The organism is Butyrivibrio sp. (assembly GCF_017635265.1).
Taxonomy (GTDB): domain Bacteria; phylum Bacillota; class Clostridia; order Lachnospirales; family Lachnospiraceae; genus Butyrivibrio.
Genome location: NZ_JAGBLU010000045.1, coordinates 15,494 through 28,977 on the forward strand (window position 1 = coordinate 15,494; position 13,484 = coordinate 28,977).

Sequence of the window (13,484 nt, forward strand, 5' to 3'; positions counted from 1 at the left end):
TTTTGCATTTGATATCAGGAATTTGTTTTCTTTAATTCATATTTGTTTATATACATTGCTTCATCAGCGCGCTTGAAAATATCGGAAATTTTTTTGTCATTATCGTATTTGGAAATGCCGGCTGCGACAACAACATCGCCTTTGCGTTTGTTTCGAAGATTGTATTTTTTTAGTTTTAACATGAGAGTTGAGGAATTCAGGTAGTCATATCCCTGAATTATGGCAACGAATTCATCACCTCCGATTCTGAATACGGGACTGTGTTTAAAAAATCGGCAAATGGTGTTGCAGCCCTTTCTGATGTATTCGTCTCCTGCCTGGTGCCCCAAAGTGTCATTTACCTCCTTGAGCCCGTTTAAGTCAAATACTGCAATTGCAAAGTCTGATATACTTCCTTTGGAGATAAGTTCATTCATATTTGCTTCTATTTCCGCATAGGCATGCTTATTTTTTACACCGGTAAGTTCATCGATATTGGCCTTTATTTCAGCTTCCTGCAAATTGGCGGCATACTCCTGTTCTCTTTTTACAATCCGGTCTATATCAAGAATTCCTACTATTAACTTATCCTCATCGCCGTTTTTATCAAGAACAGCCTTCATGGAAACGTGAATGAATGATTTTTTGTAAATTATGCGGTGATGGTTTTCGTAGAAACCAACTGTTCTTATCTGATCCATTATCTGCTTTTTGGAAAATGAAGATAAAAACATTTCAAGATCATCAGGACAAGTCAAATCAGGGGCAATTTTTGTAAGCTCTTCAAAGAAGTCTTCACCTTCTTCAGGCAGTTCCACAGCAACACGCTTTTTAGTTGGAATATATTTTTTGTATCTGTTTGTAATTGGATCAACAACAAAAATATATATATAATTTCCTGAAAGGGCAGCAATTCTTGAATAAATAACTTCCTCTTCTTTTGCATGTTCAAGTAATTCGCGTGCCTTTATCTGGGCATCGACATTGTTTATGCCTATGATTGCATTATTTCCTTTTCCTCTTACTTTTACAGCTTTGACAGTAACAAAAGCAGGAACCCCTTCGATTTGCATTCTGGTTACGATGGAATATATCCCGTTTTTTTCAAGTTCGTCTAAAACGATCTCTTTGGTAAATTGTTTTCGGAATTGTTCTTTGTCTGCTTCCGCTATTGGTGGATTAAAGTCTGCTTTATCAAAATCGAAGAAGTCTTCTCCTTTTTTCTCAAAAGAAATATCGCGGTGTTCACCGTTGGAAGAATATTCTGTAAATGAATTGTCATCCAAATTTACAAAGAAAAGAGTAATATAATCTTCTGAAAGAGCTCTGGCTATGTAGTTATACGTTAAAGAGTCTTTAATATCAGCGTCTGAAACTGACAACACGACAGTTGCAACTGCGCTGTCACCGGTTACGGGATTGACTGCTATTCTGTAAATAAGAAGCTGAATCGACCTTCCGTCGCTCATTCTGTCATCAATTATTACCCTTTTTCCATCTTTGGCACATTGCCTTGCTGCGTTGAAGGAGTAGTACCCACTCCCCGGCAAAACAGAATCATAGACAATTTCGTCAATGTTTTTATTGCTGTGAAAAGCCTTTTTCAGAAATGCCCTGAAGCTCCTGTTGCATCTTAGTAACCTGGCGCGGTCACTTCCCATTGAGTATATGACCATAGGAGTAGTATCAAAATAGTTTGAAACAGGACTATTACTGTCAGATGAAAGAGAAATCTCATAAAGGTTTATTTTCCCTATCTGCTCAAAATATGAGGTTTCATCAGGATTTTCAAAACCAATCTGTGTGCCCGTTTCATTTCTTTCAATGATAGCAGAAAGTGAAATTGGATGTATGAAATAATACCCTTGCAATTTTGTGCAGCCTATTTCCTTTAAAAATTCAGCCTGTTTTTTGCTCTCTACACCCTGAGCGACTGTGTCCATTCCAAGGGAAATGGCGGTTTTTACAACTTCTGTCAAAAGAATGCGCCCTGATTCATTATTGTCTATTAAGTGAATGAATTCTTCATTGATTTTCAAAAGATCAAAATGCATCTTTAGCAGCAAAAGAAGTGAAGTGTAGCCATTACCATAGTTATCCAGCCATACTTTTATACCGTTTTCTTTGAAGCGGGAAATCTGTTTATTAAAAAAATCTGTGTCTGACGAGATATCTTTTTCAGATAGCTCGATACATATTTTTTCCCGGGAAAGACCTGATTTATCTATTAACTCTACAATTTCCGACACCATATCACATTGCAGGAAATCGGATCCTGAAAGATTGATGGATTCAGGAACTACAAATAAATCATGCGAAGACTGAATTTTTAACTTTTTTACAACACGTTCGACCATGTAAAGGTCAAGCCTGTAGGTAAGACCGTGTTTTTCCAAAATGGGAATAAAAAGTGATGCTTCATAAATTTCACCATTTGGATTTTCCCATCGTGCAAAGGCTTCTTCATCAGATACCAATCCGTTTGCAGCACGAATAAGAGGCTGATGGTAGGCTTTAATCCATTCCTCTGAAAGAGCCCTGTCAAAGTGGTTCAGAATATATTGTTCGAAATCAGGACTATTTGATTGATTTGTATTCAAGTGAATGCCTCCGAGAAGTGAAAAAAACATTACGTAATAACAATTATATTTTATCACAAAAGATGATAAAAGCATAATTGCTTTGTTACCCGTTAGGAATTGAACAGTAACGATTTGAATAGAGACTTGTTGATAATTCTTGCAGAAAACAAAAAATGAGAACAAATTTAAATAAACAGGCAAAGAATAGATAGATTCGCAGGATTTTTATATGTAATATAAGATTGTGACAGATATCTTTAGAATATTAAATATAGTGAAGTGGAGTGTGTTTGAATGAACGGAAGTATGATATTGGAGTATTTGGAGAGTTCCGACGACTGGGCTGTGGCTATAAGGCTTATATTGGCGACACTTTTTGGATGTCTTGTGGGATGGGAGAGGGTTGTAAAAAGACATAGCGCAGGAATAAAGACTTTTGCACTGGTAAGTCTTGGAAGCGCCGTTTCTACAGCGCTTAACATATATCTTGCCATGATTCCCGGACTGTCAGCCGATACCAGCAGAATACCGGCAGGTGTTGTAAGCGGAATAGGTTTTCTGGGAGCCGGCACCATACTTGTTACAGGGCGCAAACAGATAAAAGGACTTACGACAGCAGCATCCTTGTGGGTTACAGCATGTATGGGGATGGCTATAGGAGGAGGATACCTTGTTGTGGGAACTGTGTGCTTTGTTCTTATAATGATAGCTAACGTTATCCTGATGCAGCTTAGCAAGGTTGTTGAAGAGTACAGCAAGTATTTGAGCCTTTACATTGAGGTTAATAAAAACGCCGGTGTAAAAAAACTTTCCAAATGGATTTCAGATCAAGGCTTTGAAATCAACAGTATGACAAAAAGTAAGGAGAAAACGTTATTGTCATCTGATACAGCTTTGATTGTAGACATTGATTTTGACAAAAAGCGTCCACACAGAGAAGTCATAAATATGTTAAACGAACTGGAGTATGTAAATTACGTAGAGGAAATCTAAAAAAGGCAAATCCGGTTACTTTAAAACTGTACCTTAGCTTTTACATTGACACAGCCATTCCGTTTTTGTAAAATAATAACGTATGTTTTTTATGACTATATAATATTACGGGGAGGATGGATATGTCCAGAAAGGCTACGATAACGCAGAAAGAGATTGTAAATGCGGCGTTTAAAATCACAAGGAAAGAGGGATTTGAGCAGATAACATCAAGAAAGCTTGCTGCTCAGGCAGGATGCTCAACACAGCCTATTTTCCGCATATATGAGAATATGGATGCCCTTAAGGCGGACGTTTATAATAAAGCAGCTGACTATTATGAAGAGTTTTATAATGATTTTGCCAAGACTCACCAGACACCATTTGTCGATCTTGGTCTTGCGTATATTGGATTTGCCCAGAAATATCCACATCTTTTCAGACTTCTTTTTATTTCTGAAAAGGATAAAGATACAAAGAGCATGTACGATCTTGTAAACGGCTCTAATGAAAATGTTGTCAGGGAAATAAGCAAAGCCCAAAGCATGGGAGCTAAAAATGCACAGCAGCTTTTTATGCAGATGTGGATTTTTATACATGGTGCAGGATGCATGGCAGTAACCGGTGATTACGATCTTGATGAAGCCGCCTCAGTTGAGATGCTTGAGTCAGCTTATAAGGCATTTAGCGTATGAAATTCGAAAAAGACGTGGATGTGATCACCAGGATAAATGAATGTTATTCCAAGATGAGTAAAGGCAAGAAATCTATTGCACAGTATATCTGCGACCATTATGAGCAGGCTGTATTTATGACTGCCGCAGAGGTGGGCAAAATAGTGGGAATGAGCGAATCCACAGTAGTCAGATTTGCCATGAGTATCGGATATGACGGATATCCTGAGTTTCAAAGAGCACTCTCTGTCTGGGTAAGTGACAAATTCGGTTCTCTGGATAAGGTGGGACGCAAATTTGGCAGAAGCAGCGAGGGAGAGATTCTTCAGACTATTTTAAAATCAGATATATCCAATATTGAAAATACCATCAACAGTATTGATGTGGCGGCTTTTAAAACAGCAGTTGATATTATTTTAAAAGCCAAGACCGTTTATATAGTCGGACTTAGAAGCTGTGAACCTTTGGCAGATTTTTTGCATTTCTATCTCAATATCATAAGAGGTAATAATGTGCTCATAAGAACAACAAGTGTTTCTGAAATGTTCGAGCAGATGATAAGGATAAATGACAGAGACTGCATTATCGGAATCAGCTTTCCGAGATATTCCATGAGAACCTTAAAGTGCATGGAATTTGCCAATGACAGGAACGCCAAGGTGATAACCATAACAGATTCGGTTCACTCACCTATGAATCTTTATTCATCGTGTAATCTTTTGGCAAAAAGTGAGATGGCATCGATTGTTGACTCTCTGGTAGCTCCTCTTAGTGTCATAAATGCACTCGTTGTTGCTCTCTGTATGAAGAGACCTAATGATGTTAAGGCAGACCTTAAAATGCTTGAAGAAGCCTGGAATAATTATCAGGTTTATCTTAATGATGAGATAGATTTTGCCTCTGACGCACCTATGATAGGAATGCCGGTTCAGAACAGAGAAAAAGATTTAAACCAAGAGGAATCTTAATGAAGAAAATAGCGGTAATTGGCTGCGGGGCAGCCGGTATGATGGCGGCGCTAACTGCGGCAAAAAGTGGCAGTAGCGTCACTATTTTTGAAAAAAATGAAAAGCCCGGAAAAAAGATATACATAACAGGCAAGGGAAGATGTAATGTGACTAATGCCTGCGATGTTACTGACTTTTTTAACTATGTAAAAAGAAATCCCAGATTTTTGTACAGTGCGGTATATGATTTTGATAACAGCGCAGTAATGGAATTTTTTGAAAATAACGGATGTCATTTAAAAATAGAGAGAGGTGACAGGGTATTTCCTGTTTCAGACCACTCGTCTGATATTATTAAGACTTTGTACGATGCAGTAAAAAAGGCGGGAGTAGAGGTCAGCTTTGGAACCAATGTGCTGTCAGTAGAAGCCTCAAACGGAACTGTGTCAGCAGTTACTTATGAAAACGGAGATAATCCGATTGTCAGGGAAGAGTTTGACCGTGTTATAGTTTGCAGCGGCGGTATGTCATATCCATCAACCGGATCTACCGGGGACGGCTACAGGTTTGCCAAAGAACTTTCCCATAGCGTAGTGACACCTGCACCATCCCTTGTTCCTTTCGAGATAAAAGAGGATTGGTGCAGAGATCTTCAGGGACTCTCACTAAAAAATGTTGGTCTGAAAATGTATGAAAAAAGTGAGAAGGCAGTAAAAAAGAAAAAGCCTGTCTATGACGGCTTTGGGGAAATGCTCTTTACTCATTTTGGAATCAGCGGCCCTCTTGTTTTAACCGGAAGCTGTTATTATGATAAAGAAAAAGAATACTATCTTTTACTTGACCTTAAACCTGCTCTGACGGAAGAGCAACTTGATAAAAGAGTGCTGAGGGATTTTGAAGAGGGACTTAATAAGAGTTTTAAAAATATTTTGGGAGGTCTTTTCCCTTCAAAGCTTATTCCTGTTATGATAAAGTTATCCGGAATCGATCCTGAAAAAAAGGTCAACGAAATAACCAGACAAGAGCGACAAGGATTTGTTAAACTGATCAAGAACCTTCCCATGACAGTTCAGGGAACCCGCGGTTTTAATGAAGCAATCATTACAAAAGGCGGAGTTAGTGTAAAAGAAATTAATCCATCCACCATGGAGTCCAAAATTGTGAAAGGACTTTTCTTTGCCGGAGAAGTGCTGGATGTAGACGCAGAGACCGGCGGCTTTAATCTTCAGATTGCATGGTCTACGGGGCATTTAGCCGGACTTTGCGCATCTGAAGAATAAGGAAAAGGAGTTGTTATATATGAGTAAGCAGATTGCTATAGACGGACCTGCAGGAGCAGGAAAGAGCACAATAGCCAAAAAAGTAGCAAAGGAACTTGGCTTTATTTATGTTGATACCGGAGCTATGTACAGAGCTATGGCATTATATATGATAAAAAAAGGTATTAAGGCGTCAGAGGCGGACAAAATCAGCGCTACCTGCGGCAGCGCCGACATTACCATAAAACATGAAAATGGTGAGCAGGTAGTTTACCTTAATGGAGAGAATGTTAACGGAATGATTCGGACAGAAGAAGTCGGAAATATGGCTTCTGCCAGCAGTGTAAATGGAGATGTTCGTAAAAAACTTGTAGAGCTCCAGCAAAAACTTGCTTCTGAAACGGATGTTGTAATGGATGGCCGCGATATCGGAACAGTCGTTTTGCCTGATGCTGATGTTAAAGTCTATCTTACAGCAAGTTCAAAAGTGAGAGCAGAGAGAAGATTTAAAGAACTCACAGCAAAAGGCGAGCAGTGCGATATTGAAAAGATTGAACAAGACATAATCGAAAGAGATTACAGGGATATGCACAGGGAAATATCACCTCTTAAACAGGCAGATGATGCTACGCTTGTTGATTCTTCTGATATGACAATTGAAGAAGTGGCAGACACAATCGTTGGTCTGTATAAAGATTGCGGTAAGTAATGGCGGTAGGAAGGTAATTATTTTATGGAAGTATATGTTGCTGAGCATGCAGGCTTTTGTTTTGGAGTTACAAAAGCGGTTGAAACAGTATATGACCAGATAAAAAATTCTACAGGAGTGAATATTTATACATACGGCCCTATTATCCATAACGAGATTGTTGTAAGCGATCTGGAGAAAAAAGGGGTTAGGGTTATAAATTCACCTGAAGAATTAAATGAACTGACAGATGGAACAATTGTGATCAGATCTCACGGAGTGACCAAGGAAGTATATAATAAGATTGAAGAAAAGGGACTTAATGTAATTGATGCAACATGTCCTTTTGTAAAAAGAATTCACAAAATAGTTGATGAACAGAGTGCAGCAGGCAAAAGTATTATTGTTGTGGGAAGCGCCAATCATCCCGAGGTTGAGGGAATTGTCAGCTATGCAAGAGGACCGGTTTTCGTTATTGATTCGCCGAAAGAGGCAGAAAATTTTAATGAAAACAGGGAACTTGAATATACATTAGTGTCCCAGACTACATTTAACAGGAATAAATTTCAAGAAACCGTTGAAATCTTTGAAAATAACGGTTACAATATTAATATTGTGAATACTATATGTAATGCAACCGATGAACGTCAGTCAGAAGCTGAGGAAATTGCAACCAAGGCAGATGTTATGATTGTGATAGGTGGGGCTAACAGTTCTAACTCCAGGAAACTGTATGAAATATGCAGTCAGAAGTGTGAACGTACATATTTTATTCAAACCCTTGAAGACTTGCATTTGAAAATGACATCTGACGTCAAGCTTGTAGGGATTACCGCCGGGGCATCAACCCCAAAGAACATTATTGAGGAGGTTCAGAATTATGTCAGAACAAACTTTTGAACAGATGCTTAACGAATCGTTCAAAACAATTCACACAGGGGAGGTTGTTGAGGGAACTGTTATTGACGTTAAGCCTGACGAGATAATCCTTAACATTGGTTACAAGTCCGACGGTATCTTGACTAAAAACGAATATAGCAACGACAACTCAATCGACCTTACAACTGCAGTTAAAGTTGGTGATACAATGGACGTTAAGGTTCTTAAGACCAACGATGCAGACGGACAGGTTATTCTTTCATATAAGAGACTTGCCATCGACAGAGGCAACAAGAGAATTGAGGAAGCTTTCAATAACAAAGAAGTACTTACAGCTAAGGTTGTTCAGGTACTTGAGGGTGGACTTACAGTAGTTGTTGATGAAGTAAGAATCTTCATCCCTGCCAGCCTCGTTTCTGATAGCTATGAAAAAGATCTTTCCAAGTATCAGGATCAGGAAATTCAGTTTGTTGTAACTGAGTACAATCCAAAGAGAAGAAGATACATCGGAAACAGAAGAATGCTCGTAACAGCTGAAAAAGCAGAAGCTGCTAAGAAGCTCTTTGATACTATCAAGGCCGGCGATGTAGTTGACGGTGTTGTTAAGAATGTTACAGATTTCGGTGCATTCATTGATCTTGGTGGTGCAGACGGACTCCTTCACATCTCAGAGATGAGCTGGGGACGTGTTGAAAGCCCTAAGAAAGTATTTAAGATTGGTGATACAGTTAAGGTTCTTGTTAAGTCTATTGACGGAAACAAGATCGCTCTTTCAAGAAAGTTTGATAATGAGAATCCTTGGAAGGATGCTACAGAAAAATATGCTGTAGGCAACATTGTTAAAGGAAAAGTTGCAAGAATGACAGATTTTGGTGCATTCGTAGAGCTTGAGCCGGGGATTGATGCACTCCTTCATGTTTCTCAGATTGCTAAAGAGCATGTTGAGAAGCCTGCTGATGTACTTAAGGTAGGTCAGGAAGTTGAAGCTAAGATTGTAGACTTCAACGAGGACGAGAAGAAGATCAGCCTTTCAATCAAGGCTATGTTCGCTCCTGAAGCCGGAGAAGAGGCAGCTGAGGATGGCGATGTTGTATCAGTAGATATCGACAAGGTTATCGCTGAACAGAACGAAGAGAACTAATTAAGTATAATTATTCAGAAGCCGACAGCGTGTAGCTGTCGGCTTTTCTTTATAATAATTTAATTTTACATCACAAAATATCTAATATACAATTTAGTAAGGAACGCTATTACAAATATTGTTAGGAGGAAGTCTACCTATGGAATACGATTACGAGTGGTTTAAAAAAGGCGTATATGATTTGACTAAGATTGATCTTAACGCATATAAAGAAAAACAGATGAAACGAAGAATCGATACTCTTATCGGCAAGTATGAAGTTAAAGGGTATGACGGATTCCTGGCACTCATAAAAAAAGATAGAGAAGCACTGGATTCTTTTGTTACATATCTCACCATAAACGTATCTGAATTCTTTAGAAATATGGATCAGTGGAGCCTGATGGATAAAGAAATGGTTCCTGAACTTATCGGCAAATTTGGCAAGAACCTAAAAATTTGGAGCGCTGCCTGCTCGACAGGTGATGAGCCTTATACGATTGTTATGCTTCTTTCAAAGCATATGCCGCTTAATCAGATAAATGTATATGCAACAGACCTTGACGCAGTGGTCCTTGCCAAGGCAAAGGCAGCTATCTACGACAAAAAGGAAATAGCAAATGTTCCCGAAGAATTTAAAAAGAAATACTTTACCGAGACTCCTGACGGAAGAATGAAGGTTTCAAGCGAGATAACATCAAGGGTTACATTTAAACAGGCGGATCTGTTAAGAGATCCGTATCCAAAGGATTGTAATCTCATTGTATGCAGAAATGTTCTCATTTACTTCACAGAAGAAGCTAAGGACGACATTTTCAGAAAGTACTATGCAAATCTTACTCCCGGTGGAATTCTCTTTATCGGAAGTACAGAGCAGATTGTAAACTATAAGGATATTGGATTTATCCGTAAGAACTCATTCTACTACGAGAAGCCAAAGGCTTGATAATACCCATGCTGTGGACAGGGCAAGCATAAGGAACATTTTCGAATATAAATCCTATATGGCCAGCTTCCATTTAGCATTTGTCATGGGATCATAATATAGCCTTACAATTCTTTTTATACCGGCAACAATAATGAGGCATTCAAATATGAAGGTGGAATCTGCGACATAGATTCCATCTTCTGTTGTGTGAGTGCCTTTTTTTTCTGATTCACGGTACCCCTTTATTGTAAAGACAGTATATTCACCGTCTTCATTCATTAAGCGTATGCGTATGGGGATAATGCTGCCATCAGATTTGTGTTCACAGATAATATCTACTTCATCTATAACTCTACTCATAAAACTACACTCCTTGAAATTCCATGATGTTGCCATAATTCATGTCGGTAATGACTATGAATGAATGCGATAAAAGGCATACCGGCTTGCTCTTATAGCTTTTTCTTACAATAAATCGAATATATGTTCCGAACATATGTTGGGGTGATTTATATAATACTCCCATCGAACAAATGTTTCAATCGAACAGATTATAAAATTTTTGTGATTAGTGTATTGACCCGTTCATCTGATAGAATAGAAATAGTTATAATAATAGGAGGTTGCCATGGGTGATAACGAAAAAAAGAATTTGATAAATGATAGTAACTGTTCAGGAAAAGCTATTGTGTCATTTCCGGCGGAAAGCTTTATCCTCACAGAAGGCGAAGTCTCCCCTGATATGTATAAAATAATTCAGGGAAGGGCTGAGATGTATATAGGTTATGGCACAGACCATGAGCTTCTTGTTGGAATTATCGGACCGGGCGCATGTATCGGTGAAATGGGATTGCTTATGGAGGCTCCTGCAATCTATACAATAATTGCCTACAGTGATGTATACGCGATAAGAGTAACCCTTGACAGGGTAGGTGATTTTATTAAAGAAAACCATACAAGTATTCTGCAGATTATGAGAAATATGGCTAAAACCATGATGGTAATGCAACACCAGATTTCTTATCTGACAAAAGAGTTAAACTCTTTTAAACCTGATGAAGAATCTAAATTTGATGTTGTAAAAAAAGATCTTCTCAGAAGCCTTTATAATCCTAATGGATTTGGGATTAAAGGCTCTATGTACTATCTTGACAGACATACAATAAATGAAAAAATATGATCTTTTGAGGTTGCCAAAGTGACAGTATAAAAGCTATAGTCAATGGAGAAAAACTGTTAAGAGTTAAATTATTCTTTTGACATGTGAAAGAGAAATTGTTAGTGTTTATTGTTGGGCTAAGTTTTAAAAGTTAAGGTTTATTGGACACTTGTATGAATGAAAAAAATAAAATCCGTTATGATGCAGTACTTATAACAATACTGTTGGTAATTTCTCTTTTTATTTTCCTGGGAGTAAAGCTGACTGGGAAGAACGGTAAAAATGTTGTGGTTTCTGTTGACGGAAATGTTATGTATACTTTTTCTCTTGAAGAAAACCGTGAATTTGAGATAAAAGGATATGATGGAGGAACCAATTATCTTGTTATTGAGGATGGAGAGGTCTATTTGAAAGATGCTTCATGTCCTGATCTTTTGTGCGTTCATATGGGGAAAATAAGGAGCATCGGGCAGTCAATTATTTGTCTTCCGAACCGTGTGGTTGTAGAGATAGTTGATGGGGAAAAATCTTCTGACAATATAGGTTCTGAAGATGAAATTGATGCAATAGTTGGCTGACAGAGGTTTTTTGGTTAATGAAGAATGACAAAACAAAAAAAATAGCAGTTTACGGTGTGATGGTTGCACTTGCAATGATTTTTAGCTATGTGGAAATGCAGCTTCCGGTCTTTATAGCTGTACCGGGTGTTAAGCTTGGGATAACCAATATAGTAGTACTTGTATCTCTATATAAAATGGGAGATAAGGGAGCGCTTTTTATTAATGCGGTAAGGATCATATCAGTATCACTTTTATTTGGAACAGCTATGAGCTTTGCATTTTCTTTTACAGGAGGAATGCTCAGCACAATAGTTATGATCCTGCTAAAAAAGACAAACAGGTTCAGTACGGTAGGAGTCAGTGTTGCCGGTGCAGTTACGCATAATATAGGACAGATACTTGCTGCTGTCGTATTTTTAAATACTACTGCGATTGTATGGTATCTTCCGGTATTATGGCTTTCAGGTATTATCAGCGGTTTAATCATTGGCATTGTAGGCGCTATGGTTGAAAAAAGAGTCAGTAAGATCAAAGTTCCCTAAATTGGCTTTCGTGTCGGTTTTGGGGGCTTTAATTGTTTGTGAAAAATTTTTCCTTGCATTTTCTTTTGTTTTCTGTATAATAGATCTTCGTCGGCATTCAGCTGACAAGAATCACGGATATTCTTCCGGTGATTTTCCACTTTTTATTTATTAACGACGCTTGCGACAGGCGTATCTGTGCCTTTTTGCAAGCAAATTACAGAAAGGGATTTTGTTATGATTTTTAAAGGAAAATGGGACAAACAAAACAATTCAATCAGGCTTTTGCTAAAAAAGCTAAAAAGGCATGATACTGTTGTGGTTGCAATAGCAGTAATAATTGCACTTATTTTGTGTGGCGGACTTATTTATATCAGTACTCCGGTGGCGATGGCAACGGCCAAAGAAGAGTTTAATGAAAGTGAAAAAGAGAATAAACAAACGACTAATGAAAAGCTTGATGAGCTTCATGAGTATTTGACTAAGCTGGATAAATCCATTGTTGACAGCAAGGAAGGACTTGATTCTTTTTATGAGTTGACGAAAGAAGATAAGAGCAGTGAACATATTACTGAGAAAGTGACTACTCTTGGCGGAAATCTTAAGGAACTCCACAGCCAGGTTACTAGGACCGACTCCCAGATACAGAATATGAAGGAGATAATCGAAAAGAATAAGGGAGAAAATACTGATAAGCTTAATAAGGAATTCAGTCAGGTTTCTGAGAGGTTCAATCAGATTGAAAATAATTATTCCAAGGCTCAGTCAGATAGCAGAGAACTGATGGATTCAATCAAAGAGCTTATAAAAAACAATGACTCAAAGATGACGGGTGAGAATCTGAAGCAGTACACGGATCTGGTAAGTAAGCTGACTGATCTTGATAAGAGCTTTACAGGTGATCTTAAAAGCTCTGTAGATGAGCTGAACAAGAGCCTGACAAGCATTGAAGATAAGACCACAAGTAAATTAAATGAGATGGAACAGTCTGCTGATCAGAAGCTTGATGAAATGAATTCATCTACAAATAACAAGCTTAATGAGATGCACACATCTACGAACAGTAAGCTTGATGAAATGAATACATCAACAAACAATAAGCTTGATGAGATGAATACATCAACAAACAATAAGCTTGATGAGATGAATACATCAACAAACAATAAGCTTGATGAGATGAATACATCAACAAACAATAAGCTTGATGAGATGAATA

14 protein-coding genes are annotated in these 13,484 nt (G+C 38.0%); 12 read left to right on the forward strand and 2 right to left on the reverse strand.

The genetic code is table 11. The features are described from left to right. Window positions 1-14 precede the first annotated feature (14 nt). Window positions 15-2,579, reverse strand: coding sequence for a bifunctional diguanylate cyclase/phosphodiesterase (locus J6O61_RS06175; protein WP_292210865.1), 2,565 nt, complete (start codon window positions 2,577-2,579; stop codon window positions 15-17). Window positions 2,580-2,855: 276 nt separating this feature from the next. Between J6O61_RS06175 and J6O61_RS06180 the strand changes: the two genes are divergently transcribed. From J6O61_RS06180 to J6O61_RS06215, 8 genes are all read left to right on the forward strand, one after another. Continuing rightward, window positions 2,856-3,554, forward strand: a complete 699-nt coding sequence (locus tag J6O61_RS06180) for an MgtC/SapB family protein (protein ID WP_292210868.1) — start codon at window positions 2,856-2,858, stop codon at window positions 3,552-3,554. A 122-nt stretch (window positions 3,555-3,676) separates the two neighbouring features. Continuing rightward, window positions 3,677-4,228 (forward strand): TetR/AcrR family transcriptional regulator, encoded by a 552-nt coding sequence (locus tag J6O61_RS06185; protein ID WP_292210871.1) that lies wholly within the window; start codon window positions 3,677-3,679, stop codon window positions 4,226-4,228. Next, window positions 4,225-5,175, forward strand: a complete 951-nt coding sequence (locus tag J6O61_RS06190) for a MurR/RpiR family transcriptional regulator (RefSeq protein ID WP_292210874.1) — start codon at window positions 4,225-4,227, stop codon at window positions 5,173-5,175. Before J6O61_RS06185 ends, J6O61_RS06190 begins: the two co-directional genes overlap by 4 nt. Continuing rightward, the gene (locus tag J6O61_RS06195; protein WP_292210876.1) at window positions 5,175-6,434 is read left to right on the forward strand and encodes an NAD(P)/FAD-dependent oxidoreductase; all 1,260 of its coding nucleotides are present in this window, start codon (window positions 5,175-5,177) and stop codon (window positions 6,432-6,434) included. The genes J6O61_RS06190 and J6O61_RS06195 overlap by 1 nt, the downstream gene beginning before the upstream one ends. 19 nt (window positions 6,435-6,453) lie before the next feature. Then, complete coding sequence (cmk, locus tag J6O61_RS06200; RefSeq protein WP_292210879.1) at window positions 6,454-7,122, forward strand: (d)CMP kinase; 669 nt, start codon at window positions 6,454-6,456, stop codon at window positions 7,120-7,122. A gap of 24 nt (window positions 7,123-7,146) precedes the next feature. Continuing rightward, window positions 7,147-8,001 (forward strand): 4-hydroxy-3-methylbut-2-enyl diphosphate reductase, encoded by an 855-nt coding sequence (ispH, locus tag J6O61_RS06205; protein WP_292210881.1) that lies wholly within the window; start codon window positions 7,147-7,149, stop codon window positions 7,999-8,001. Next, the gene (gene rpsA, locus J6O61_RS06210; protein ID WP_292210884.1) at window positions 7,982-9,121 is read left to right on the forward strand and encodes a 30S ribosomal protein S1; all 1,140 of its coding nucleotides are present in this window, start codon (window positions 7,982-7,984) and stop codon (window positions 9,119-9,121) included. The genes ispH and rpsA overlap by 20 nt, the downstream gene beginning before the upstream one ends. 139 nt (window positions 9,122-9,260) lie before the next feature. Next, window positions 9,261-10,046 (forward strand): CheR family methyltransferase, encoded by a 786-nt coding sequence (locus J6O61_RS06215; protein ID WP_292210887.1) that lies wholly within the window; start codon window positions 9,261-9,263, stop codon window positions 10,044-10,046. Window positions 10,047-10,100: 54 nt separating this feature from the next. Here the strand turns inward: J6O61_RS06215 and J6O61_RS06220 are convergent, their stop codons facing one another. Next, a complete protein-coding gene (locus J6O61_RS06220; RefSeq protein WP_292210889.1) occupies window positions 10,101-10,388 on the reverse strand; it encodes a hypothetical protein in 288 nt (95 codons plus the stop codon). 268 nt (window positions 10,389-10,656) lie between these two features. Between J6O61_RS06220 and J6O61_RS06225 the strand changes: the two genes are divergently transcribed. From J6O61_RS06225 to J6O61_RS06240, 4 genes are all read left to right on the forward strand, one after another. Continuing rightward, the gene (locus tag J6O61_RS06225) at window positions 10,657-11,208 is read left to right on the forward strand and encodes a Crp/Fnr family transcriptional regulator (protein WP_292210891.1); all 552 of its coding nucleotides are present in this window, start codon (window positions 10,657-10,659) and stop codon (window positions 11,206-11,208) included. 152 nt (window positions 11,209-11,360) lie between these two features. After that, window positions 11,361-11,765 carry a NusG domain II-containing protein gene (locus tag J6O61_RS06230; protein ID WP_292210893.1) on the forward strand — a complete coding sequence of 135 codons (405 nt, stop codon included), beginning with the start codon at window positions 11,361-11,363 and terminating at the stop codon, window positions 11,763-11,765. A 17-nt stretch (window positions 11,766-11,782) separates the two neighbouring features. Beyond that, window positions 11,783-12,289 (forward strand): Gx transporter family protein, encoded by a 507-nt coding sequence (locus J6O61_RS06235; RefSeq protein WP_292210895.1) that lies wholly within the window; start codon window positions 11,783-11,785, stop codon window positions 12,287-12,289. Between the two features lie 216 nt (window positions 12,290-12,505). Further along, window positions 12,506-13,484: hypothetical protein (locus J6O61_RS06240; RefSeq protein ID WP_292210898.1), on the forward strand; the 979-nt coding region annotated here is incomplete at its 3' end.